We start from the raw sequence: 24,763 nt of genomic DNA, 5'->3' as shown, positions 1-24,763 counted from the left end.
CGCCCCGGTACGGGTCAGGGGGCCTTCAGCAGCGGCAGTGTGATGGCGACCTTCAGGCCCCCACCGGCGCGGTTGAGGAAGGTCAGGCGGCCGCCGGAATGCTCCACCGCTTCGTGCGCGATGGCCAGGCCCAGGCCGGTGCCGCTGGCTGCGGTGCCAGGCGCTCGGAAGAAGCGCTCGCCCAGCCGTGGCATCACGTCCTCGGGCACGCCGGGGCCGTTGTCCTCCACGTACAGTTCGACGTCATTGTCATCCAGCGCATGCACGCCGACCGTGACGGTCGCATCGCGGCCGGCATAGCGCAGCGCGTTGTCGATCAGGTTGTCCAGTGCTTCCTGCAGCTGGGCACCGTTGCCGAGCACGCGCAGCGGGTGGGGGCTGCCGCGGTAGCCAAGATCAATGCCATCGCGGATCGCTTCGGGCACGCGCATGCCGACCCACTGCGGCACCAGCTCGCACAGGTCCAGTGCCTCCACGGTATCGGGCACGGTCTGCGCCCGGCTCAGTGCGAGCAGCTGGGTGCTGACCCGGGCGGTGCGCTGGTTGAGCCGGCGGATGTGCTGCAATGCCTCGCGCACCGTGTCCGGGTCACCATGGGCCAGCGCCTGGTCCACATGCAGGGCCATGCCGGCCAGCGGCGAACGCAGCTGGTGCGCGGCATCGGCGATGAAGCGGTTCTGCAGCGTGATCATTTCCGCCTGGCGCGCGAACAGATCGTCGATGGTGCTGATCAGCGGCTGGATCTCCTCCGGCACGTCGGCGTCGGAGATCGGTGCCAGTTCGCCACGGCGCTGCGCCAGGCGGGTCCTCAGCGGCGTGAGGATGCGCAGGCCGTAGGTCACGCCGAACCAGACCAGCGCTGCGGTGCCCAGCGCCAGCATGGTCATCAGCGGGATGATGATCATCAGGATCTCGCGCGCACGCTGGCGGCGGTCGGCCATGCTTTCGGCCACGGTCACCGCCAGCTCGTCCTGCGGATCGTTCATCGCCTGCGTGCAGACGGTGGCCATGCGCACCTGCTGGCCATTGAGGTTGCCGTCGTACAGGGCCGGATGCACGCCGGTGCAGTCCTGAGAAGGGGCATACGGGCTGAAGTCCGCATTGCCGCTGAGGGTGCCCTTGCGGCTGCTGTCGACGTTGAAATAGCGATGGCCGTCGGGGTCGTACTCGATCAGGAAGCGCGCCTGCGGAGACAGGTCGCTGGTCACCGGCATGGTGCTCAGCATCTGCGCGAACGAGTGCGTGTCGTCGATCAGGTTACGGTCGTGGATGCGGTTGGAATAATCCAACGCAACGTAATAGGCCAGGATCGTATTGAAGGTAAGCAGGCCCAGCATCGGCAACGCCAGGAAGGCGAGCAGGCGCCGGCGCAGGCTGGGGGGGCCGCTGATCACGGGGCGCTGTCGTCCTGCGCGTCTTCCAGCATGTAGCCCAGTCCGCGCACGGTGCGGATGCCCATGCCGCCGGGCTGCAGCTTGCGGCGCAGGCGGTGCAGGGCGATGTCCAGGCCGTTGTCGGTCAGGTCCTGGCCCCAGTCGCACAGCGCCTCCACCAGCTGTGCGCGCGAGACGATGCGCTCGGCGCGTACCGCCAGTGCCGACAGCAGGCCGAACTCGCGTGCGGTCAGTTCCAGCGACTGGTCGTCGATCCACACCCGATGCCCGGCCAGATCGATGCGCAGGCGGCCGATGCGCAGGTCCGGGTTGCCATTGCTGGTCACGCGGCGCAGCTGTGCGCGCACGCGGGCTTCGAATTCGTCCAGTGCGAATGGCTTGACCAGGTAGTCGTCGGCACCGAGGTCGAGCACGCGCACGCGTTCGGCCAGGCCGTCGCGGGCGGTCACCACCAGTACCGCCAGGCCATCGCCGCGCTGGCGCAGGCGCTGCAGCACGTCGCGGCCATCCAGCTGCGGCAGGCCCAGGTCCAGCACCAGCAGCGCGTATTGGGTCGAACCCAGCGCGGCGTCGGCGTGCGCGCCGTTGTCGACGTGGTCGACCACATGCCCCTGCCGGCGCAGCGAGGCGCACAGGCCGGAGGCGATGTCCGGGTCGTCTTCAGCAATCAGAACGCGCATGCGCGGGAGGCTCCTGTAACGGTCGGGCCCAGCGGATGGACAGGGTGGGCCTCTCGGCTGCCGAGGGTAGCCGCAAACGGGGTGAAGGTGGAGCGCGCCGGCACCTCCCGACGCCGTCGCGCTGTCCCGCCATTCAGTCCTGCAGGCCCGGCTCACCCAGTACCAGCGGCACCCGTGAGCCGTCCAGCAGGCCGCGGCTGAGCCTGCCATCCTCGATGAACAGCAGTTCGCCGTTCTCGCCGTTCTTGATGCTGCTGTCGATGGCGATCACGCGGTCGCCGTGGAAGCTGCTGACGTGTGGCATCGAGGTATGGCCAACCACGATGCGCTTGAGCTGCAGGCGGTCGAGCACGGTCTGTACCCCCGCTGTGTCGAGGCGGCCATCGAAGTAGCCGCGGTACCAGATCGGGCTGGTCTTGCCGTCATACAGCGGTGCAGTGGCCGGGTCGGCCTTCACTTCGGCCTTGGGCAGGCCCAGAGAGGCCTGATAGGCCGCATTGGTGCGTGCCGGGTCCAGCGCCAGCTGCACCGCTTCGGGCGAGATGCCGCCATGCAGGAACAGGGTATCGCCAATCTTCAGCAGTACCGGGCGGGTGCGCAGCCACTGCCCGATCACCGAGTCGGCGCCATACAGTTGCGGGTAGCTGCGGCCCAGCAGCTGGGCGCTGCGCAGGTACTTCGGGTTGACGTAGCGCAGGTCGTCGTACAGCACCATGGTTTCGTGGTTGCCGAGCACGAAGTGCACTGCGCCACCGGCGGCGGCGGCCTGCTGCTGCAGGCCGTACAGCAGCCAGAACGCCTCGGTCACCTGCGGGCCGCGGTCGAATACATCGCCAGCGATGACCAGCGTGTCCTTGCCCAGGGCCCAGCGATCCTGGGCGTCGATGACCTGGTGGGCGCGCAGCAGGCGCACCAGCAACCCGTACTGGCCATGGATGTCCGACAGCGCGACGATGCGCGGCGCGGCCGGCAGCACGGAGACCGAGGCAGCATTCGGCGCGGCCACGTGCACGGTGTGTTCGTAGCCACAGCGCGGCGCGATATCGGTGCCCGTCGTGTTGATGGCCAGCGAGCGCGACTCGACCTTGTCGTCGCAGATCCATTTGGCCTGCAGTTGGTCGCCCTGGCGGAACACATAGGGGCCATCGGCCTGCACGTGGTCGGCGGGCGCGGCAACCTCGCGGGCCTGCGTGGTGGCTGTGGCGCAGGCCAGCAGCGGCAACAGCAGGGCGGTCAGCAGGGAAGGGCGATAGCGCGGCATCGGCGGCGTCCGGCGGCGGAAACCTCCGATGCTAACCGGCGCGGCCGGATCGTGGTGTGCGCGAATGGGCGGATCAGGCGTCGCGCCGGTCGTCCTTGAGCTTGCGCACGCGGGTGGCGGCGGCCTGCAGCGGCTGACCGTCGCGCCCGTGTGGCTGCATGTAGGGCAGTGGTCGCCGCGTGCTGGATTCGATCAACTGCGAATGGGCTTCACCGGCGCTGAAGCGATGGCGTTCTCCCCACTGGCGCAGCGCGACCAGCAGCGGGAACAGTTCCTGGCCGGCGTGGGTGAGCACGTATTCCTGGTAGGCCGAGCCATCGGAGGCCGGTTGCAGTTGCAGGATGCCGGCCTCGACCAGCCTGCGCAGGCGATCGCTGAGGATGTTGCGCGCCGCGCCGAGGCTGCGCTGGAAGTCGCCAAAGCGCGTGACGCCGTCGAAGGCATCGCGGATCACCAGCAGTGCCCAGCGATCACCGAGCAGGTCGGCGCTGCGGGCAACGGGGCAGGGACTGTTGGCGTGCATGCTGTCGCCTCCGAATGTGGTTGCAGTTTAAAACCAATGACGATAGCCTGCATCAAGTTTCAAATTGCAACTACATCATGAGCGCATCGATGTCCCGCCCATTGCTGACCCTGCTCGCGGTCGCGGCCGGCGCCAGCGTTGCCAACGTCTATTACGCGCAACCGCTGCTGGATCGGCTGGCACAGGCCTTCGCACTGGACCGTGCCGTGGCGGGCGCAGTGTTGGCGGCAACCCAGGCCGGCAGTGTGCTGGCATTGCTGGGCCTGCTGCCGCTCGCCGATCGCGGTGACCGGCGACGCCTGCTGCGGATGCAGTTGATGGCGCTGGTGCTGGCCCTGCTGTGGCTGGCAGCGGCACGCACGGCCGGTTGGCTGTTGTCGGGCATGCTGCTGGCCGGGCTGTTGGGCACCGCGCTGACCCAGGGCTTGATCGCCTATACCGCCACGCTTGCGCCGCCCGAGCAGCGCGGGCGCCTGGTGGGCGTGGTGCAGGGCGGCGTGTTCATCGGCCTGTTGCTGGCGCGCGTTGTATCGGGCGCGGTCGCGGCCACCGTCGGCTGGCGGGCGGTCTATCTGCTGTCGGCAGCGCTGATGGCGGCACTGGCCGTGCTGCTGTGGCGGCGCCTGCCGGCGGTGCCGGTGCCGGCGGTACCACCGCGCTGGCGCGAACTGCTGGGTTCGATGCGGGGCATGCTGCGCCGGGACCGCGCGCTGCGCGAGCGTGGGCCGCTGGCATTGCTGCTGTTTGCTGGCCTCAACGTGTTCTGGGCGGCGGTGCCGCTGCCGTTGTCGGCGCCGCCGTTGCAGTGGTCCACCGCGGCCATCGGCGCACTGGGCCTGGCCGGCATAGTGGGCGCCTTGATGGCGGCGCGTGTCGGGCACTGGATGGACCGCGGTTTCGCCGGTCGGGTCAGTCTTGGCGCGTTGCTGCTGATGCTGGCCGCGTGGTGGCCGCTGCTGGGCCTGCCGCAGTCGCTGTCGTTGCTGCTGCTGGGCGTGATCGTGCTCGACCTCGGTGGGCAGGCACTGCACGTATCGAACCAGGCGCTGCTGCTGCGTGCACCGGCAGAACAGCATGGGCGCCTGGTGGCGTTGTACATGCTGTTCTATGCAGTGGGCAGTGGTGCCGGTGCGGCTGCCGGGCCCTGGATGCAGGCCCGGCATGGCTGGCCTGCGGTGTGCCTGCTGGGTGCAGGCATCGCGGCGCTGGCGCTGCTGTGGTGGGCAGCATGGCGGGTGGTGGCGTCCAATGCATCGGCTGGCGCGCGGACCGGTAGAGCCGACTGTCGGTAGAGTCGACTGTCAGTCGACTGCTCTTCGCCCCGCGTGCGAAAAATCCCGCGCTGCGCGCGATAGTCGACCAGCGGTCGACTCTACCTGTCCTGTCGTCATCGCTGCAGTGCACGCCGTCCCGGTGCTTCCTCAAGGTCCGCGCTGGCCACTACCACGCGGTTGCGGCCGCTGCGCTTGGCCTCGTACATCGCCGCATCGGCCCGTGCCATCAGCCGCTCGTAGTCCGGGTGGCCGTCATGGCCGGCTACGCCGATGCTGGCGGTCAGCGCCAGTACCTGGCCATTGGCCAATGCCACCGGTGACTGCGCGATCTGCCGCCGCAGGCTTTCGGCGATCACCGCGGCCTGTGATTCGCTGGCCGCGACCAGCACCACCACGAACTCCTCGCCGCCATAGCGGAACAGGTAGTCACTGCCGCGGGTCAGCTGGCCGAGCAGGCCGGCGACGTGCTGCAGCGCGCGGTCCCCGGCGTCGTGGCCGTGGCCGTCGTTGATCGCCTTGAAGTGATCCAGGTCGAGCAGCAGCAGCGAGAATGGCGTGCGGTTGCGCGTGGCCAGCTCGATCTCCCGGCGCAGCACGGTAGGCAGGAAGCGGCGGTTGAGCAGGTTGGTCAGCGCATCGCTGCCGGCATCCAGCTCGCCGATGCGCTCGAACAGCAGCGTCATCAGGGTGCGGATGGCGGCCAGGTCCTCGCGGATGGCCGGCAGCACCGCCAGTCGTTGTGCCGGGGCATCGTTGCTCGCCCGCTGCAGGTTGCTGTCGATGCGGGCCATCAGCTGGCCGACCTGCCGGGTCTCGCTGCTCTCGCCGAAGCTGGGGATGCCCTTGTGGGTGAACCACAGGCCGAACTCGGAAGTGGCCAGGCTGGCGCTGTCGCTGGCCTGTACGTGGCCAGCGAGCGCGTAGAGCAGGGCGTTCTCCCAGTCCAGCAGCAGTGCGCGCTGGCGTTCGCGTTCGGTGCCGACGTTCTGCACCAGCGAGAACAGCCGGTACGCAGCATCGGCACGGGTCGAGCGCTCGCGTGCATGGGTATAGGCCAGGGTCATGCCTTCCATGGCGATGTCCATGATCGCGCTGAGGCAGTCGATGGCGGCGAACGCAGTGGCACTGTCGGGCGCGTCGTCGTGCAGGCGCACGAACAGTTCGTGCTTGAGCACGCGCGCGCCGCGGGTGACCAGGTCGACCGGAATACCGACCCGGGCATGCACATCGCCGATCACCCGCTGCGAGGCAACGGCGCCGGCAATACCGTCGGCATTGGTGGTCAGCAACTGCACCAGCCAGCGCTGCATGGCCGGCTGCAGGCGCTGCTTGACCTGATCGTGGGACAGGAAGCGGCGTGCACGCCCGTCCTGCAGCAGTACCTCGTAGAAGCGTTGGGCCAGCGCCGGCGGGGCATCGGCGGCGGCGGCGTGCAGCAGCGCGGTGGCGGCAGGGCCGGCCTGTTGCAGGCAGTGCTGCCAGGCCTCGGCCAGCGGTTGGCTGGCATCGTCCAGTTGGGGTGGTTCCACGTCGATCTCTGACTGCGTACGGCAAACCACGGGTATCGGCCGCGGTGGCGCACGGTTGATGGCGGGTTGGCCGGTCAGTTTATGCGCGATGCAGGGTTGCACGGCGCGCAAAGCACGTCGGCGCCGCGGCGGCAATGAGTGAACGCATTTGAGAATCACTCGCATTGATGGGAGAATGCGCGCACGGATCGGCCCGCAGGCGACTGCAGCGACGCTCCGCCTCCCCCCTCGTCGTTGCCTCAAGCCCTTTGCCAGAGGCCCCGTTGCCCTGCCAGAAGGTCCAGACCATGTCTCCTGCCGTTGTCCTTTCGCCGCGCCCGCTGGCGCTCGCCGTTGCCGCCCTGCTGGCGGGAAGCGCCCTGACCGCCCAGGCCGGAACCGATGCCACCGATATCGACACGGTGCATGTCACCGCCTCGCAGATTGCCCGCCAGGCACTGGGTACCTCGACCATCACCGCCGAGGACATCGCCAAGCGCCCGCCGGCCAACGACATCGCCGAACTGCTGCGCACCATGCCGGGCGTCAACCTCACCGGCAACAGCGCATCGGGCCAGTACGGCAACAACCGCCAGATCGACCTGCGTGGCATGGGGCCGGAAAACACCCTGATCCTGGTCGACGGCAAGCGCATCGGTGCGCGTGACGCCGTGCGCATGGGCCGTAGCGGTGAGCGCAATACCCGCGGTGATACCAACTGGGTGCCGGCGGAAATGATCGAGCGCATCGAAGTGCTGCGCGGCCCTGCGGCGGCACGCTATGGCTCCGGTGCGTCCGGCGGCGTGGTCAACATCATCACCAAGCGCCCGACCGGCGACCTGACCGGAGCGGTCGACCTGTATGGCCTGGTGCCCGAGCACAGCGCCGAAGGCGGCAGCGAGCGCGTCGGCCTGCAGCTGAGCGGGCCGATGACCGACACCCTGTCGTTCCGCCTGTACGGCAACGTCAACAAGACCGACGCCGACTCACTGGACCTCAACCGCCAGTACGCCACCAACCCGAACGCGGTGCCACCGGCTGGCCGCGAGGGTGTCAAGAACCGCGACGTCAACGCGTTGCTGCGCTGGGACATCACCACCGACCAGGTGGTGGAGTTCGAAGCCGGCACCAGCCGCCAGGGCAACATCTACGCCGGTGACCGCGCGGTCAGCACTACCGGTACCTCGACCGGCGTTAACCTGGCGGCGCTGGCCGAAGGCGAAGCGGAAACCAACCGCATGTACCGCAACACGGGCGCGATCACCCATCGCGGCCGCTGGGGCGACGTGACCTCGCGGGTGACCGCCGCGGTGGAAGCGGTCAACAACTCGCGCATCAATGAAGGCCTGGCCGGTGGCCCGGAAGGCAGCTTCAACGGCACCGACTGGTCGACCTCGCGCCTGCGCAACTACCAGCTGGATGGCGAAGTGAGCTTCCCGACCTCGCTGGGCAGCGCCGAGAACATCTGGACGCTGGGCTTTGAATACCTGGACAGCCGCCTGACCGACCCGTACTCGATGAGCCAGTCCAGCAGCAGCGGCGGCGGCATCCCGGGGCTGTCGGCCGATCGCGCGCGGGGCAAGGCCGACGCGCAGACCACCGCAGTGTTCGTCGAAGACAACATCTACCTGGGTGAGCGCTGGATCGTCACCCCGGGCCTGCGCTTCGACCACCACAGCCAGTTCGGCAACAACACCAGCCCCAGCCTCAATGCGCAGTTCCGCATCAACAGCGACTGGGTGGTGAAGGGCGGCATCGCCCGCGCGTTCAAGGCGCCGAACCTGTACCAGTCCAATCCGGACTATCTGTACTACACCCGTGGCAACGGCTGCCCGAATGCACTGCCGAGCCTGGGTGCCGGTTGCTACATGCGCGGCAACGCGGACCTGAAGGCGGAAACAAGCCTGAACAAGGAACTGGGCATCGAGTGGGCACCGCAGAGCGGCTGGCAGGCCTCGTTGACCTACTTCCACAACGACTACAAGGACAAGATCCAGGCCGGCTACACCCAAGTTGGCCTGACCGCCGACACCAAGGGCCGCATCTTCCGCTGGGAGAACGCGCCCAAGGCGATCGTGCAGGGGCTTGAAGGCAACCTGGTGATCCCGCTGCTGGGCGAGCAGGGCAACCGCCTGAAATGGAGCAACAACTTCACCTACATGGTGGAAAACGAGAACAAGAGCACCGGCCAGCCGCTGTCGGTGATCCCGAAGTACACCGTCAACACGATGCTGGACTGGCAGGCCACCGACAAGCTGTCGGTGCTGCTGACCGGCACGTTCTACGGCAAGCAGGAACCGGCCACCGCCAACATCAACAATGATCCGCGCTGCACCGGCAGCTGCGATCCCTCGATCGCGCTGCAGGACCGCGGTGCCTACAACATCTGGGGCGTGAGCGCGCGCTACAGGGTGACCGGGACCGTCAGCTTCGGCTTCGGCGTGAACAACCTGGCCGACAAGCGCCTGTTCCGCGAGGCCAACAGCAGCGATGCCGGTGCGGCGACCTACAACGAACCGGGCCGCGCCTACTGGGCCAGCCTGCGCTTCGGGTTCTGACCGCACGCGGACGCCGGTCCGCTGCGGTCGCCAGGCCAGGCCAGGCGCTGCCGGCCACGCTCCGGTAGCGCCGGGCCTTGCCCGGCGACACCGGCGCCGCGTGCCTGCAATGTTATAAACACCGTAATAGTCTCCCCCGCCAGCACGGCGTAGCCTGCACCGCATCGCAAAGGAGCTGTTGCCATGGGCCACGACCACGATCACCTGCCATCCCAGATCCGCCACGAGAAACCCTTGTGGTGGGCGCTCGGCCTGACCTCCACCTTCCTCGTCATCGAGGTGGTGGGCGCGTTCTGGACCAACAGCCTGGCGCTGCTGTCCGACGCGGCACACATGGCCACCGATGCACTGGCACTGATGATTGCGCTGGTCGCGGTGCGGTTGAGCCGACGCCCGCCGGACGCGCGCCGCACCTACGGCTATGCACGCCTGGAAGCGCTGGGCGCGATGATCAACGGCGCCATGCTGTTCGTGGTCGCCGCCTACATCCTGTGGGAGGCGATCGGTCGTTTCCGCGAACCGCAGGAGATCGCATCTTCGGGCATGCTGGTGATCGCCGCCGCAGGCCTGGTCATCAACCTGATCTCGATGCGCCTGCTGCAGGCCGGCAGCGGCGAGAGCCTGAACGTGAAGGGCGCCTACCTGGAAGTGTGGGCGGACATGCTTGGCTCGGTGGCGGTGATCGCCGGTGCGTTGTTGATCAAGTGGACCGGCTGGAAGCCGATCGACCCGATCCTGGCGGTGCTGATCGGCCTGTGGGTACTGCCGCGCACCTACGTGCTGATGCGCGAGGCGATCAACGTGCTGCTGGAAGGCGTGCCCAAGGGCATGGACGTGGCCAAGGTGCGCGACAGCCTGTCCGGTCATGCTGCGGTGCTGGACGTGCATGACCTGCATGTGTGGGCGCTGGCCTCCAGCACGCCGGCGCTGACCGCGCACATCGTGATGCGCGACGGCACCGACGCCGATGCGCTGCGCCGTGAGCTGGGCGGGCGCCTGCACGATGACTTCGGCATCGAGCACGTGACGCTGCAGATCGAAGCGGACCACTGTGGTGAAGCCTGCGCTGGACCGGCGTCGGCCAAGGGCGGCGCGCAGCAGGGCCATGAAGGCCACGACCACGGTGAGGACGCGCAGGGCCATCGCGGCCACGTGCATCATTGAATGAAAATGGAAGCCGCACCGGGGAATGCCCGGTGCGGTCATTCGTCGCGCCGCGAGGCCAGCCGATCCGCCAGCCGGGTCGGTTCCGGCAGCCGGTAACCGCGCAGCGTGCGCTGCACCCAGTCCAGCGCGGTATCGGCACTGACCCGATGGCCGCCGGCCACGAACAGCGGCTTGCAGCGCACCTTGCTGCGCAGCACCCAGCCCAGTTGTTCGTCGCCATCCTGCAGCGGCGCATGTGCACCGGCCTCGGCGCCCGGTTCGACGAACCGGCCCACCAGCTTCGACTTGGCCACGCCGATGCTGGGCAGGTCGGTGACCACGCCCAGATGCGCGGCCACGCCCAGCCGGCGCGGATGGCTGATGCCATGGCCATCGACGAACACCAGGTCCGGCGTGCGCGGCAGCAGCGCCAGCGCGGCCAGCAGTGCCGGCAGCTCGCGGAAGCTGAGCAGGCCGGGGATGTAGGGCATCACCGTGGGGATGCGCGCGATCTCCTGCGCCACGGGCTTCAGCGTCTCCACGTCCAGCAGTACCGCCGCGGCGCGGGTGATGGCGCCGTCGTCTTCAAAGCCAACATCCAGCCCGGCCAGCCAACGGACGTCGCGTGGCAGGCGGTCCTGGCGCTCCACGCGGCCGGCCAGCTGGAGCTGCTGCGCGCGTGCCGCGGAGACGCTGCCTTCCCAACATCCGGGATCGATCACCGTATTCATCGGTCACAGCATCGCACGGGCGGCGCCACGGCCCGGTGAGCGGCGGCCGGGCTACAATGGCGGCCTGCCTTTCCTCGCGTTGGAGACCCTGCAGTGACCCGTAAACTCGTACTGTTGCGCCATGGCCAGAGCCAGTGGAACCTGGACAACCGCTTCACCGGCTGGGTCGATGTCGACCTGACCGAGCAGGGGCGCCGGGAAGCGGCCGCCGCCGGTCGCCTGATGCGCGAGGAAGGCCTGCAGTTCGACGTCGCCCACACCTCCGTGCTCAAGCGTGCCATCCACACCCTGCAGGGTGCGCTGGCCGAGCTGGAGCAGGACTGGCTGCCGGTGAACAAGTCCTGGCGCCTCAACGAGCGGCACTACGGCGGCCTGCAGGGGCTGGACAAGGCCGAGACCGCGGCCAAGCACGGCGAAGAGCAGGTCAAGGTCTGGCGCCGTTCGTACGACATCCCGCCGCCGCCGATGGACCTGGAAGATCCGGGCCACCCGATCCATGACCGCCGCTACGCCGGTCTGGACCGCAACGCGCTGCCGGGCACCGAATCGCTGGCCACCACCCTGGATCGCGTGCTGCCGTACTGGCACGACGCCATCGCGCCGCAGCTGAAGGACGGCAAGACCGTGCTGGTCACCGCCCACGGCAACTCGCTGCGCGCGCTGTACAAGTACCTCAACAATGTCTCGCGCGAGGAGATCCTCGAGCTGAACATCCCGACCGGCATCCCGCTGCTGTTCGAACTGAACGACGACCTGACCGTGCAGTCGTTCCGCTACCTGGGCGACCCGGAAGCAGCACGCAAGGCTGCCGAAGCCGTGGCCAACCAGGGCAAGGCGAAGTAAGAAGCACAAGGCCGGCGCAAGCCGGCCTTCGCTTTTGCAGAGCCGAGCCCGCGCTCGGCCGGCGCTGTCGCAACCCGGTAGAGCCAACCCATGGGGGCTGCATCAGCCAGCTACGAGGGATCCATGCGGCGCACCTTCGGCGGCTGCAACGCGGCAATGTCGATGACGTGTTCCTGGCATATCACCTGATAGTGCGTGAATGGGCCCGGGTAACTGACATCGGCAAAGGTGGCATGGTCCAGATAATCGAGGAACTTCGAACGGCTGTAGCGGCGGAACAGGTTGCCGCTCCAGGTTTCGGCGTCGTCCCAGCTCTGGTAGGACTCGTTGTGCACGGCGTAGCTGATGTAGTGGTCCCAGATCAGCTCAAAACGCTGCGAGTGGGGCATCACCTCTATCGCACGCGCATCATCGATTGAACGTCCATGAGCGAGCTCCACACGGGAGGGCTTTCCGACCACCAGGCCTTCCTCGACGACAAGGCGCAGACGATTCGCTTCCGGCTCGCCGATGCCCGCCAGGAACAGACACTCACAAGCGTCGATGGCCTGCAGCAGCGCAGCTTCGTCCATGGTCATGAGGTCCAGTGATCGCGGAAGCCAGAGCATAGCGGCATGCAGACGGAGCCGCGCCATGCGCTCGTGACCTTTGGCCGGTCCCCAGCGTCGCTCCCGCGGCTACCCTGTGAAATTACCCGCAGGAGAGCCTCATGAACGTCCGCAACCTGGTCCCGCTGGGCCTGACCATCGCCATCGCTGCCTCACTGGCGGCCTGTGGCAAGAACGAAACCGCCCCGGCGGCCAGTGCCGACGCCAAGCCGGCCTTCGACCTGTCGCAGATCAAGACGCCGCTGATCTCGCTCAACAGCGCCGACCTCGATCCGGCCATTCCGGCCTGTACCGACCTCAATGGTTTCGTCAACAGCAAGTGGCTGAAGGCCAACCCGGTGCCGGGCGACCAGACCACCTGGGGCAGCTTCGAGATCCTGCGCGAGCGCTCGCTGGAAGTGCAGCACGCGCTGGTGCAGCAGGCCGCCGCCAGCCAGGCCAAGGCGGGCTCGGTGGAAGCGAAGATCGGTGACATCTGGAAGACCGGCAACGATGAAGCGAAGATCGAAGCTGCCGGCCTGGCGCCGCTGCAGCCGCAGCTGGACAAGATCACCGCGCTGAACGACACCGCCGCCATCACCCGGTACCTGCGCGACAGCCAGGCCGAGGGCAAGGGCGTGCTGTTCTCGCTGTTCGCCAATGCCGACTACAAGGATTCGGCCAACGTCATCGCCTACGTCGGCCAGGGTGGCCTGGGCCTGCCGGAGAAGGGCTACTACTTCGACGATGCGCAGGCCAAGATCCGCGACGCCTACGTGGCCTATATCGCACAGGTGCTGACCCTGTCCGGCGTGGACGCGGCGCAGGCCGCCGAGCAGGCGAAGGCCGTGATGGCCTTCGAAACCCGCCTGGCCAAGGCCTCGATGTCGCGCATCGAAATGCGTGACCCGGCCAAGCGCTACAACCCGCTCAGCGCGGCTGAGGCCGACAAGCTGACCCCGAACTTCAGCTGGACCGCGCTGTTCGAGACCCTCAAGGTGCCGGCCGCGCAGAAGTTCTCGCTGGCCCAGCCGGGCTTCTTCGGTGAAATGGACAAGATGCTGGCCGATGTGCCGGCCAGCACCTGGCAGGCCTACCTGCGCTTCCACACCATCGACGACGCCTCGCCGTACCTGAGCAGCCAGTTCGAGAAGGCCAACTTCGATTTCTATGGCACCACCCTGCGTGGCCAGAAGGAAATGCAGCCGCGCTGGAAGCGCGTGCTGGAGTCGGTCAACGGTGGCATGGGCGAAGCCCTGGGCCAGCTGTACGTCGACGCCGTGTTCCCGGCCGAGTCGAAGGTCGCCATGCAGCACCTGGTGGAAAACCTGTCGCAGGCGCTGAAGGCGCGCCTGGAGCAGCTGCCGTGGATGGGCGAAGAAACCAGGAAGAAGGCCCTGGAGAAGTGGGCCAGCTTCACCCCGAAGATCGGTTACCCCGACAAGTGGCGTGACTGGGCGGGCCTGCAGACCAACGGCGACAGCTACCTGGGCAACATGCAGGCGGCGCGTGCGTTCAACTACCGCTACATGCTGGACAAGATCGGCAAGCCGGTGGACAAGACCGAGTGGGGCATGACCCCGCAGACCGTCAACGCGTACTACAACGCCACCAAGAACGAGATCGTGTTCCCGGCGGCGATCCTGCAGGCACCGTTCTTCGACGCCAAGGCCGATCCGGCGCTGAACTACGGCGGCATCGGTGCGGTCATCGGCCACGAGATGATGCACGGCTACGACGACTCGGGCAGCCAGTTCGCCGCCAACGGCAACTTCGACAACTGGTGGACCGACGCCGACCGCAAGGCCTTCACCGAGCGTACCGACCAGCTGGTCGCGCAGTTCGACGGCTATGAATCGGTGCCGGGCGTGTTCGTGAAGGGCAAGCTGACCCTGGGCGAGAACATCGGCGACCTCGGCGGCCTGACCGTGGCCTACGACGCGTTGCAGATGGCGCTGAAGGAAGACCCGAAGGCGAATGTCGAAGTGGATGGCCACAGCCAGGACCAGCGCTTCTTCATGAACTGGGCCACCGTGTGGCGCCGCAACTTCACCGATGGTGAGCTGCGCGTCCGCCTGAACACCGATCCGCACGCCCCGGCCAACTTCCGTGCCAACGGCGCACCGTCGAACATGCCGTCCTATGCCGCTGCATTCCAGTGCAAGGCCGGCGACGCGATGGTGCGTGCCGACGACAAGCGCGTGGTGATCTGGTAATCGATCACCGTGACTGCGTGATGCGAAAGGCCCGGCGAATGCCGGGCCTTTTGTCTTCCAGGCCGGTAGCGCAGCGCCGACTGGTAGAGTCGACTGTCAGTCGACTATCGCGCGCAGCGCGGGATTTTCGCGATCTGGACGAAGAGCAGTCGACTGACAGTCGACTCTACCGACGGGTCGTTTCACCTTCCGGAAGATCTCAGGCCAGCTCCGGCTCCCGCGCCAGCATGCGATGGAAGCGCTGCAGCACGTAGGGATCCACCAGCCCTCCAGACTGCGAATCGATGATCCGCAACGCGGTTTCGTGCTCCATCGCGTCGCGGTACGGGCGCACGCTGGTCATCGCATCGTAGGCATCGGCGATGGTGACGATGCGCGCGCCCAGCGGGATGGATTCGCCGCGCAGCCCATCGGGATAGCCGCTGCCATCGAAGGCTTCGTGATGGGCGCGGATCAGCCGCGCCACGGGCGCGGCGTCGCTGCGGCCGGTGGCCAGGAAGATGTGCTCGCCGCGCACCGGATGCTCGCGCATGATCGCGCGCTCCTCATCGGTATGCCGGCGCGGTGCCAGCAGTACGTCGTCGGGAATGCCGATCTTGCCGATGTCGTGGAAGCGCGCGGCCAGGCCGACCTGCGCACAGGCCTGGTCGTCGAGATCGCAGTGCGCGGCCAGCCGCTGCGCGAACAGGCCGACGCGGTCGCAGTGATGGCGGGTGTAGGCGTCGCGCATCTGCAGCGACATCGAGAGGGCATCGATCAGGCAGGCCTGCGCGTGCAGCAGGTCGGGGGCGGGTACGGCGTCAGGAAACATGGTCATCCGCCCGCACCGGGTGGGGACCGGTGCGGGGTGTTCGGGGGGCGATCAACCCGGGGCGAGGGTGGTCAGAAGGGCGCGGGCCGCGTTGAAGCGGTCTTCCGGCAACGGCAGCGGGTGCTTGATGCGCAGCTTGTCGGGCCCTTCCATGGCGTACAGGTTCGGTTGCTTCTGGATCAGCTGGATCACCGCCATCGGGTCGATGTTCGGCTTGGATTCGAACACGATGCGGCCACCATTTTCGCCCAGGTCCAGCTTGCGGATGCCCAGCGTGTTGGCCTTCAGCTTCAGCTCGGCGATGGCGAACAGGTGCTTGGCCGCATCCGGCAGCAGGCCGAAGCGATCGATCATCTCCACCTGCAGTTCGCGCAGCGCATCGCTGTCGCGCGCGCTGGAAATACGCTTGTACAGGGTCAGGCGGGTATGCACGTCCGGCAGGTAGTCTTCCGGGATCAGTGCCGGCACATGCAGTTCGACCTCGGCACCACGCACTTCCTCGCCGGCATCAAGGTCGGGCAGCTTGCCCTGCCTGATGCTGCGCACCGCGCGCTCCAGCAGCTCGGTGTACAGGCTGAAGCCGACCTCGGCCATCTGCCCGCTCTGGTCCTCGCCGAGCAGTTCGCCGGCACCGCGGATTTCCAGATCGTGCGTGGCCAGGGTGAAGCCGGCGCCCAGCTCGTCCATCGAGGCGATCGCTTCCAGGCGCTTCTCAGCGTCGGGGGTGATCGCGCGGCGGTCGGGCGTGATCAGGTACGCGTAGGCGCGGTGGTGCGAACGTCCGACGCGGCCACGCAGCTGGTGCAGCTGGGCCAGGCCGAAACGGTCGGCACGGTTGATGATGATGGTATTGGCGTTGGGGATGTCGATGCCCGACTCGATGATCGTGGTCGACAGCAGCACGTTGAAGCGCTGCTTCTGGAAATCCAGCATCACCTTTTCCAGCTCGCGCTCGGGCATCTGCCCATGGGCGATGCCGATGCGCGCCTCCGGCACCAGCTCGGACAGCTCGCGCTGCATGCGGCCGATGCTTTCCACGTCGTTGTGCAGGAAATACAGCTGGCCACCACGCGCCAGCTCGCGCTGGAAGGCTTCGCGCAGCAGCGCGTTGTCCCACTGGGTGATGAAGGTCTGCACCGCCAGCCGGTTCGGCGGCGGCGTGGCGATGATCGACAGGTCGCGCAGGCCGGCCATGGCCATGTTGAGCGTGCGCGGAATCGGTGTGGCGGTCAGGGTCAGCAGGTGCACGTTGGCGCGCAGCGCCTTCAGCGCTTCCTTCTGGCGTACGCCGAAACGCTGCTCCTCGTCGACGATGACCATGCCCAGGTCCTTGAACTTCACGTCCGGCTGCAGCAGGCGATGGGTACCGACGATCACGTCGATGGTGCCGGCGGCGACCTTTTCCAGCTCGGCCTTGATTTCCTTGGTGGTCTTGAAGCGCGACAGCACCTCGACCTTCAACGGGTAATCGGCGAAGCGGTCGCGGAAGTTGCGGTAGTGCTGTTCGGCCAGCAGCGTGGTCGGCACCAGCACGGCCACCTGCTTGCCGGCACTGGCGGCGGCGAACGCGGCGCGCACCGCCACCTCGGTCTTGCCGAAGCCGACGTCGCCGCAGACCACGCGGTCCATCGGCTGGCTGCTGGCCAGGTCGCGCAGGGTGGCGTCGATCGCGGCCAGCTGGTCCGGGGTCTCCTCGAACGGGAAACCGGCCGCGAACGGCTCGTACATCGCGCGGTCGACCTGCAGTGCCAGGCCGGCACGCGCCTGGCGGCGGGCCTGGATCTCCAGCAGTTCGGCGGCGACGTCGCGTACTTTCTCGGCGGCCTTGCGCTTGGCCTTGCTCCACTGCTCGCCACCGAGCGAATGCAGCGGCGCGGTTTCCGCCGACGCACCGGAATAGCGGCTGATCAGGTGCAGCTGGGCGACCGGCACATACAGGCGGTCGCCCTTGGCATATTCGATTTCGAGGAACTCGCCGGGCATGCCGCCGACGTCCATCGCGATCAGGCCACGATAGCGGCCGACGCCATGATCCTCGTGCACGATCGGCGCGCCCTCGGTCAGTTCACCGAGGTCGCGGATGATCGCTTCCGGCTCGCGGCCGGCACGGCGCGTGCGCCGGGTGCTGCCGGCGCGCTCGGGGAACAGCTGGCGCTCGGTCAGCACCGCGATGCGCGGATCGTCCAGCGCGAAGCCATCCTCCAGCGGTGCTACCGCGATCGCGAAGCGCGCATCATCGGCGAGGAAGCTGGGCAGGTCGGCCACCACCGGCGGCTTCAGCTCGGCGGCCTGCAGCACTTCCAGCAGCGCCTCGCGGCGGCCGGGTGAATCGGCGGCGATCAGTACCCGGCCCGGATAATGGCCGAGGAAGGATTTCAGCGCATCGCCAGCGGGGGCTTCGCGCGCGGCCACCGGCAGCGGTGGCAGCGGCTGGTCGCCCAGCGCGTGCGCGTCGGCGATGCGCGCATGGTCAGCCGCCCACACCTCGATGCGCGGGGCATCGTTCAGGCGCTCGCGCAGCAGCTCCGGCGACAGGTACAACGCCGACGGTGGCAGCAGCGGGCGCTCCACATCATGGCGGCGCTGCTCATAGCGGTCCGCGGTCTGCGCCCAGAACGCGACGGACGCTTCATACGCACCGGCACAGACCACCGGCAGGCTGCCGCTGGGCAGGTAGTCGAACAGGGTTGCGGTGCGTTCGAAGAACAGCGGCAGGTAGTACTCGACGCCGGCCGGCGCCAGTCCGGACTTCAGGTCCTGGTACAGCGAACTGCGCCGGGTATCGACATCGAACCGCTCGCGCAGCGTGGCCAGCACGCGGGCGATGCTGGCTTCATCCATCGGCACTTCGCGGCCGGGCAGCATGTGCACCGCCTCGACCTTGTCCAGCGAACGCTGGCTTTCCGGGTCAAAGGCACGGATCGAGTCGATGTCCTCGTCCAGCAGTTCCACCCGCAGCGGCTCGTCGGCACCCATCGGGTACACGTCGAGCAGGCCGCCGCGCACAGCGAAGTCGCCCGGGTCCATCACCTGCGGCACGTTGCGGTAGCCGGCGCTTTCCAGGCGGCGCTTCTCGGCTTCCAGGTCCAGGCGCTGGCCGACCTTCAGGTCGAAGCTGCCACCGATCACGTAGCTGCGCGGGGCCAGCTGCTGCAGCAGGGTCTGCACCGGCACGATCACCAGGCCACGCTTCAGCGCGGGCAGGCGGTGCAGGGCGGCCAGGCGCTGCGAAATGATGTCCGGATGCGGACTGAAGCGGTCGTAGGGCAGGGTTTCCCAGTCCGGGAAGGCGACCACCGGCAGGGCCGGATCGCCGCCGAGCAGGGTGTGCAGGTCGGCTTCGAGCTGGTTGGCACCGTGGTTGTCACGGGCGATCACCAGCAGCGGGGCGTCGTGCGCACGCGCGGCCTGGGCAAGGTACCAGGCCAGGGCGGTCGGCGAGGCGGGGGCGCGCCACCAGGCGCGGAGCTGGCCGGCGCGCGGCAGCGGCGGGGCGGGGTATGAGGTACGCGACATGGACCCCGGATTTTAGCAGAAGCCCGATCGAAGCCCGGTGGGTCGTGCCGGCCGATTGCCGGCAGCCTCATGTGCCGTTGGGGTAACGCAGTTCAGGCCAGCGGCCGGCACTACCGGCAGGCGTCGCCGGGCGGGGCCCGGCGCATCTGTCAGTTGTCCAGCTCCAGCACCATCCGCACCAGGCCTTCGGCACCGGCCGGGTGCGGGACCGGCTTGAAGCCCAGCGAGGCGGCCAGCTGTTTCATCGGCTCGTTCTCGGCGGCGACGTCGCCGTACAGGCGGTCCAGGTACTTGCCGCGGCCCCACTTCACCAGCTTGCGCATCAGCTGCCGGCCCAGGCCCTGGCCAATGAGGAAGCGGCTGATCAGGATCGCGTACTCGGCTTCACGGGTGCCGGGGATGATCGAGGCCCGGGCGACCGCGCCGACCACCGCTTCGCCAGCGGGCAGGGATTCGGCTGCGACCAGGGTGATCTCGGTCTTGGGATTCGGGTGGGTCAGGCGCTGGGTGGTTTCCGGCGAAAGCTCGGTCACCGCCTGCAGGAAACGATCACGGATTTCTTCCGGCCCGAACAGGCTGAACGCCGCTTGCAGCGGTGCGCCATCTTCCGGGCGGATGGGGCGGATCAGCAGCTCGTGGCCGCTGGGAGCCTTGAAGATCTCATGCCAGGGCGGCATGCGGTTGCGAGTGGCCATACCGGGTGATTCCTTGGTGGTCCATCGATTGTGGCATCACCGGGGCTGCATTCCGTGAACGAAAGGCTCACGGCGGTACAGCCTCGTGAAGGCCGTCATTCGGGGGCTTTGAGCCAATCCAGGCGGGTGCTGGCCCCCGGTTCGCCCAGGTGCTGGCGCAGCGCCGGCAGGGCCGGGCCAACCACCCGGTCGAACTGCCACGGCGGGTTGAGCAGCAGCATGCCGCTGCCGTTGAGGCGCAGCGGCGAGTCGTCCGGGCGCACCAGGAACTCGATCGTCATCGCCGATTTCACCGGCAGGGCGGTGGCCTTGCGCAGGAAGTGCAGGATGGTGCGGCGCTGCTTGATCGGGAACCACACCGCGCAGGTCGCCTGCGGCCAGCGCGCCAGGGTCTCGGCCAGAGCGCCCAGCACGGCCTGGTATTCGGCGTCCTGGGCCTCGTACGGCGGGTCGATCAGCACCAGGCCACGGCCGATCTTGCTGCCGTTGAACTTCGGCGGCAGCAGCGAGCGCAGCAGGGCATAGCCATCGCCAGCGCGCACATCGACGCGGCTGTCATGGGCGAACAGGGCCTTCAGCGTGGCCGTTTCGGCTTCCTGCAGCTCGCAGACCGCCATGCGGTCCTGCGCGCGCATCGCCTGTGCGCTCAGCAGCGGCGAGCCCGGGTAGTTGGTCAGCGCGCCCACCGGGTTGTCGGCCTGCACCGCCTTCAGGTAGCGCTCGACCACCTCCGGCAGCCTGGGCTGGGCCATCAGCCGCATGATCCCGGATTCGGCCTCCAGGGTCTTGCGGCTCTCTTCGCTGGCCAGCAGGTAGCGGCCGGCACCGCCGTGGGTGTCGAGCACGAAGAACGGGCTGTCCTTGCGCTTGAAGCTGTCGATCAGGGCCAGCTGCACGATGTGCTTGAGCACATCGGCGTGGTTGCCGGCGTGGAAGGCGTGGCGATAGTTCATGGGCGGCAGTGTACGGGGCGGCGGCCGCAGCGGCTATGCTGCGCGCCATGACAGCTCCCGTTGCCCATGTCCTGGTGGTCGAGGACGAAGCCGCCATCGCCGAAACCGTGCTCTATGCGCTGCGCAGCGAAGGCTATGCCGCCAGCCACTGCCTGCTGGGCGGCGAGGCCCTGCAACGGCTGCAGGCCGGCGATATCGACGTGGTGGTGCTGGACGTGGGCCTGCCGGACCTGGGCGGTTTCGAGGTCTGCCGGCGGCTGCGTGCGCAGCCCGGGCCGGCGGCGCAGCTGCCGGTGATCTTCCTGACCGCCCGCAACGATGAAGTGGACCGCGTGCTCGGCCTGGAACTGGGCGCCGACGATTACATGACCAAGCCGTTCTCGCCGCGCGAGCTGGTGGCGCGGGTGCGCGCGCGCCTGCGTCGCGTGGCAGCGGTCGTCGCAGCGCCCCGCGCGGACGCCGGCTGGCAGGAACACGGGGCGTTCGCGATCGACCGCGAAGGCCGGCGTATCCGCTTCCGCGGCCATGCGCTGGACCTGACCCGATACGAGTACGCGTTGCTGGAAGCGCTGCTGCAGCGCCCCGGTGCCATCCTCAGCCGCGCGCAGCTGATGGACCGGGGCTGGGACAGCAGCGCCGACAGTGCCGACCGCACCGTCGACACCCATGTAAAGACGTTGCGCGCCAAGCTGCGTGCGGCTGGTGCCAGCGACGACCCGATCCGCACCCACCGTGGCCTTGGCTACGCGCTGGAGGTCTAGCCGATGCGCCTGGTATTGAAGCTGTTCCTCGGCTTCTTCCTGATCACCGGCATCGCCGCGTTCTTCGTGATGCGCGTATTCGTCAACGAGGTGAAGCCCGGTGTGCGCCAGGCGATGGAATCGACCCTGGTCGATGCGGCCAACGTGCTGGCCGAGATGGCCGCCGCCGACGTCAAGGACGGCACCATCCGCAGCGGCAGCTTCACCCGCAACCTGGCCAAGGCACGGCAGCGCGACCTGAAGGCAATGGTCTGGCGTTTCCCGAAGCGCTCGCTGGATTACCGGGTGACCATCACCGATGCCAAGGGCATCGTCATCTACGACTCGCTGGGCCGTGACCTTGGGCGCGACAATTCGCGCTGGAATGATGTCTACCGCACCCTGCGTGGCGAGTACGGTGCCCGTTCCAGCCCCGAGATTCCGGGCGAGGAAGGCGATACGGTGATGCATGTAGCGGCGCCGGTATACGACCCGGCCGATGGCCGCACCCTGATCGGCGTGCTCAGCCTGGCCCAGCCCAACCGCAGCATTGATCCGTTCATCGCTGCCAGCCAGCGCGCCATCATCGAGCGCGGTGCCTGGCTCATCGGATTGTCGGCGCTGGTCGGCGTGCTGGTGACGATGTGGCTGACCACTGGCCTCGGCCAGCTCAGCCGCTATGCACGCGCGGTCAGCGCGGGCGAACCGGTGCCACCACCACGGCGCCGTCGCGACGAGATCGGCGATCTCGGCCAGGCGCTGGAAACCATGCGCCGCAAGCTGGAGGGCAAGGCCTATGTCGAACAGTACGTGCAGTCACTGACGCATGAAATGAAGAGCCCGCTGGCGGCGATCCGCGGTGCCGCCGAGCTGCTGCAGGAGCCGCTGCCCGAGGCCGACCGCGTGCATTTCGCGCGCAGCATCGTCGACCAGCAGGAGCGGCTGACCGAGACCATCGACAAGCTGCTGGCACTGGCCGAAGTGGAACAGCACGGCTGGCTGCAGACCCGCGATCCGATCGCGCTGCCAACGTTGCTGGCCGATGCGGCAGCGGCGGCGCAGGTGCGTGCGCAGGCGGCCGGCGTGCAGGTCAGCATCGGCAGCGCGCCCGACCTGCGCGTGCAGGGCGATGCCTATCTGCTGCGGCAGGCGTTGCACAACCTGATCGACAACGCCATTGCCTTCTCACCGCCCGGCGCGGACATCGCACTGCAGGCCGAGGTGGACGGGCAGGGCGTGCGCCTGCAGGTAGCGGATCGCGGTACCGGCATTCCCGACTACGCGCGCGAACGGGTGTTCGAACGCTTCTATTCGCTTGCCCGCCCGGGCAGCGGCCGGCGCAGTTCCGGCCTGGGCCTGCCGTTCGTGCAGGAGGTCGCGCGCCTGCACGATGGTCGCGCCAGCCTCGACGCGCGCGACGGCGGTGGCACCGTGGCCAGCCTTTGGCTGCCGTTGTCAGTGCCGGGCCAGCGTCCGCGCCGCTGACTTCACACTCGCTTCAACTTCGCCACAAACCCTGCTCACCGCAGCGGTCCATCCTGCAGCCCTCTCCAACGAGGATGGACCATGAAATCCCTGAAGATGCTGCTGAGGTTCGCCATTGTCGGCGGGCTGATCCTGTTGCTGCTGGTGCCGCTGATGATGATCCGCGGGGTCATCACCGAGCGCAGCCAGTACCGCGACGAGGCCTTTGCCCGGGTGGCCGACAGCCGTGCCGGCACGCAGCAGCTGGTGGGCCCGGTACGGGTGGTGCCGTGGGTGGAACGCAAGCAGGTTGAACTGGTTGACCCGCTGGGCGTCAAGAAGACCGAGATCCAGGTGACCGAGGGCCACTGGCTGCAGATGCCGGCGTCGCTGGAGGTGGGTGGCGAGATGCTGCCGAGCCAGCGCGAGGTCGGCCTGTTCAAGGTGCCGGTGTACAGCTGGAATGGCCAGTTGAAGGCGACCTTCGCCGAAGACGACTATCCGGTGAAGAACGGCCGCACCTATGGCCAGCCCTATGTGGCGCTGGGGGTTTCCGATGTGCGCGGCCTGGTGGGCACGCCGAACCTGCGGGTGGACGGCAAGCAGCTGCGGTTGCTGCCCGGTGTAGGCGTGGCCAGCGAAATCGGACGTGGCCTGCATGCGCCGGTGAGCGGTTTCGCCGCGGATCAGGGCGGCGCGCTGGCCGCCAGCACCGTTGAACTGGAGCTGCGCCTGGATGGCAGCCGCATGCTGTCGGTGGTGCCGGTGGGCGATGACACCCGGATCGCGCTGCGGTCGAGCTGGCCGCATCCGTCGTTCAGCGGCGCCTTCCTGCCCAACGAACGGCGTGTCGATGCACAGGGTTTCGAAGCACGCTGGGCGGTGTCCTCGCTGGCCTCCGATGCACAGCGCCAGCTGCGCAGCGAGGGCTTGATCGATTCGCAGGCCGTGACGGTGTCGCTGGTCGATCCGGTCGATACCTACACCCAGGCCGACCGTGCCTCGAAGTACGGCGTGCTGTTCGTGGTGCTGACCTTCGTCGGCTTCATCCTGTTCGAACTGATCAAGTCGCTGCGCATCCATCCGCTGCAGTACCTGATGGTCGGCCTGGCGCTGGCGATCTTCTTCCTGCTGCTGATCAGCCTGTCCGAGCACATCGCGTTCTGGAAGGCCTACCTGGTCTCGGCCGTGGCCTGCATCGGCCTGCAGGCGGTGTACCTGGCCAACGTGCTGGGCCACTGGAAGCGCGGCCTTGGCTTCGCTGCGCTGCTGACCGTGCTGTACGGCGCGCTGTATGGCCTGCTGGTGTCGGAGAACAACGCACTGCTGATGGGATCGCTGCTGCTGTTCGTGATCCTGGCGCTGGCGATGTGGGTGACCCGCCGGGTCGACTGGTACGCGCTTGGCGCGGACCTGAAGTAAGGAGCACGCCATGAGCTGGCGCCAGGGATTGCGGCAACGGGCGCGGCAGGGCATTCCGGCCCTGCTGGAAGTGGATGCACTGCTGCAGGCACATGGCGTGCTGGCGGCCCTGCCGGGGGCACGGATCGCCCCCGGCCTGGTCCGCTTCCAGCTGGCCGCGGTGACCTGCGAGGGATTGCAGGGCAAGGGCCTGGCCTGGTTGCAGGGCGCGCGGCAGGGACGCGGTGCGCTGGCGGGGAAGGTGCCGCGCTACCGGCCATGGAAGGCCGGGGCGGAAGCACTTGCGGAAATCGGCATCGGTGGCCTGCCCGATGACTGGCCCGCGCATGCGGCGGTGTATGGCTGCAGCAGCATCGACCGGCGGCACTGGTTGCTGCTGCTGCCGGAGCGGGCACAGTTGTGGTTGGGATGGAGCGGGTGATTGGGCTGTTCATCCACGCA

General features: G+C 68.0%; 20 protein-coding genes. 9 read left to right on the top strand and 11 right to left on the bottom strand.

Annotated elements, in window-relative coordinates:
- Positions 1–14 precede the first annotated feature (14 nt).
- The 4 genes from AC5QAB_RS09620 to AC5QAB_RS09605 form a co-directional block, all read right to left on the bottom strand.
- Entirely contained in the window at positions 15–1,394 is a 1,380-nt protein-coding gene (locus tag AC5QAB_RS09620) for a sensor histidine kinase (RefSeq protein ID WP_049419408.1), read from the bottom strand.
- Entirely contained in the window at positions 1,391–2,074 is a 684-nt protein-coding gene (locus AC5QAB_RS09615) for a response regulator (protein ID WP_014646433.1), read from the bottom strand. The genes AC5QAB_RS09620 and AC5QAB_RS09615 overlap by 4 nt, the downstream gene beginning before the upstream one ends.
- A gap of 133 nt (positions 2,075–2,207) precedes the next feature.
- Positions 2,208–3,335, bottom strand: coding sequence for a metallophosphoesterase (locus AC5QAB_RS09610; protein ID WP_197561351.1), 1,128 nt, complete (start codon positions 3,333–3,335; stop codon positions 2,208–2,210).
- A 73-nt stretch (positions 3,336–3,408) separates the two neighbouring features.
- Positions 3,409–3,858, bottom strand: coding sequence for a winged helix-turn-helix transcriptional regulator (locus AC5QAB_RS09605; RefSeq protein ID WP_197561352.1), 450 nt, complete (start codon positions 3,856–3,858; stop codon positions 3,409–3,411).
- A gap of 89 nt (positions 3,859–3,947) precedes the next feature.
- Here AC5QAB_RS09605 and AC5QAB_RS09600 point away from each other — a divergent pair, with 89 nt between their 5' ends.
- Entirely contained in the window at positions 3,948–5,150 is a 1,203-nt protein-coding gene (locus tag AC5QAB_RS09600; protein ID WP_495233365.1) for an MFS transporter, read from the top strand.
- A 95-nt stretch (positions 5,151–5,245) separates the two neighbouring features.
- On the opposite strand, the gene AC5QAB_RS09595 is transcribed toward AC5QAB_RS09600, so the two are convergent.
- Entirely contained in the window at positions 5,246–6,661 is a 1,416-nt protein-coding gene (locus AC5QAB_RS09595; RefSeq protein WP_032958025.1) for a GGDEF domain-containing protein, read from the bottom strand.
- 287 nt (positions 6,662–6,948) lie between these two features.
- On the opposite strand from AC5QAB_RS09595, the gene AC5QAB_RS09590 reads away from it, so the two are divergent.
- Positions 6,949–9,198: a TonB-dependent siderophore receptor gene (locus tag AC5QAB_RS09590; protein ID WP_495233364.1), complete on the top strand. Its 2,250-nt coding sequence runs from the start codon at positions 6,949–6,951 to the stop codon at positions 9,196–9,198.
- A gap of 183 nt (positions 9,199–9,381) precedes the next feature.
- Positions 9,382–10,362 (top strand): cation diffusion facilitator family transporter, encoded by a 981-nt coding sequence (locus AC5QAB_RS09585; protein WP_032958024.1) that lies wholly within the window; start codon positions 9,382–9,384, stop codon positions 10,360–10,362.
- 38 nt (positions 10,363–10,400) lie between these two features.
- Here the strand turns inward: AC5QAB_RS09585 and nfi are convergent, their stop codons facing one another.
- The gene (gene nfi, locus AC5QAB_RS09580) at positions 10,401–11,075 is read right to left on the bottom strand and encodes a deoxyribonuclease V (RefSeq protein WP_014646440.1); all 675 of its coding nucleotides are present in this window, start codon (positions 11,073–11,075) and stop codon (positions 10,401–10,403) included.
- Positions 11,076–11,168: 93 nt separating this feature from the next.
- On the opposite strand from nfi, the gene gpmA reads away from it, so the two are divergent.
- A complete protein-coding gene (gene gpmA, locus AC5QAB_RS09575) occupies positions 11,169–11,918 on the top strand; it encodes a 2,3-diphosphoglycerate-dependent phosphoglycerate mutase (protein ID WP_014036448.1) in 750 nt (249 codons plus the stop codon).
- A gap of 110 nt (positions 11,919–12,028) precedes the next feature.
- Here the strand turns inward: gpmA and AC5QAB_RS09570 are convergent, their stop codons facing one another.
- Positions 12,029–12,490, bottom strand: coding sequence for a hypothetical protein (locus AC5QAB_RS09570; RefSeq protein WP_227863652.1), 462 nt, complete (start codon positions 12,488–12,490; stop codon positions 12,029–12,031).
- A gap of 137 nt (positions 12,491–12,627) precedes the next feature.
- On the opposite strand from AC5QAB_RS09570, the gene AC5QAB_RS09565 reads away from it, so the two are divergent.
- Positions 12,628–14,721 carry a M13 family metallopeptidase gene (locus tag AC5QAB_RS09565; protein ID WP_126411861.1) on the top strand — a complete coding sequence of 698 codons (2,094 nt, stop codon included), beginning with the start codon at positions 12,628–12,630 and terminating at the stop codon, positions 14,719–14,721.
- Between the two features lie 199 nt (positions 14,722–14,920).
- Here AC5QAB_RS09565 and AC5QAB_RS09560 read toward each other — a convergent pair whose 3' ends face one another.
- The 4 genes from AC5QAB_RS09560 to AC5QAB_RS09545 all read right to left on the bottom strand — a co-directional run bounded on the left by AC5QAB_RS09560 (position 14,921) and on the right by AC5QAB_RS09545 (position 20,696).
- Positions 14,921–15,538, bottom strand: a complete 618-nt coding sequence (locus tag AC5QAB_RS09560) for an HD-GYP domain-containing protein (protein ID WP_053494648.1) — start codon at positions 15,536–15,538, stop codon at positions 14,921–14,923.
- Positions 15,539–15,583: 45 nt separating this feature from the next.
- The gene (mfd, locus tag AC5QAB_RS09555; protein ID WP_164109811.1) at positions 15,584–19,048 is read right to left on the bottom strand and encodes a transcription-repair coupling factor; all 3,465 of its coding nucleotides are present in this window, start codon (positions 19,046–19,048) and stop codon (positions 15,584–15,586) included.
- Positions 19,049–19,197: 149 nt separating this feature from the next.
- Positions 19,198–19,743, bottom strand: coding sequence for a GNAT family N-acetyltransferase (locus AC5QAB_RS09550; RefSeq protein ID WP_014646444.1), 546 nt, complete (start codon positions 19,741–19,743; stop codon positions 19,198–19,200).
- Between the two features lie 95 nt (positions 19,744–19,838).
- Complete coding sequence (locus AC5QAB_RS09545; RefSeq protein WP_134967354.1) at positions 19,839–20,696, bottom strand: 23S rRNA (adenine(2030)-N(6))-methyltransferase RlmJ; 858 nt, start codon at positions 20,694–20,696, stop codon at positions 19,839–19,841.
- A 35-nt stretch (positions 20,697–20,731) separates the two neighbouring features.
- Between AC5QAB_RS09545 and creB the strand changes: the two genes are divergently transcribed.
- The 4 genes from creB to AC5QAB_RS09525 all read left to right on the top strand — a co-directional run bounded on the left by creB (position 20,732) and on the right by AC5QAB_RS09525 (position 24,743).
- On the top strand, positions 20,732–21,457 hold the full coding sequence (gene creB / locus AC5QAB_RS09540; protein WP_197561356.1) for a two-component system response regulator CreB: 726 nt from the start codon (positions 20,732–20,734) through the stop codon (positions 21,455–21,457).
- A gap of 3 nt (positions 21,458–21,460) precedes the next feature.
- Entirely contained in the window at positions 21,461–22,921 is a 1,461-nt protein-coding gene (gene creC, locus AC5QAB_RS09535; RefSeq protein WP_197561357.1) for a two-component system sensor histidine kinase CreC, read from the top strand.
- Positions 22,922–23,002: 81 nt separating this feature from the next.
- Positions 23,003–24,322, top strand: coding sequence for a cell envelope integrity protein CreD (gene creD / locus AC5QAB_RS09530; protein ID WP_197561358.1), 1,320 nt, complete (start codon positions 23,003–23,005; stop codon positions 24,320–24,322).
- Between the two features lie 10 nt (positions 24,323–24,332).
- Entirely contained in the window at positions 24,333–24,743 is a 411-nt protein-coding gene (locus AC5QAB_RS09525) for a hypothetical protein (RefSeq protein WP_014646449.1), read from the top strand.
- Positions 24,744–24,763: the final 20 nt, after the last annotated feature.

Source organism: Stenotrophomonas sp. YJH_SMC_127 (assembly GCF_059372445.1).
This window is presented reverse-complemented; position numbering and strand designations above follow the sequence as displayed.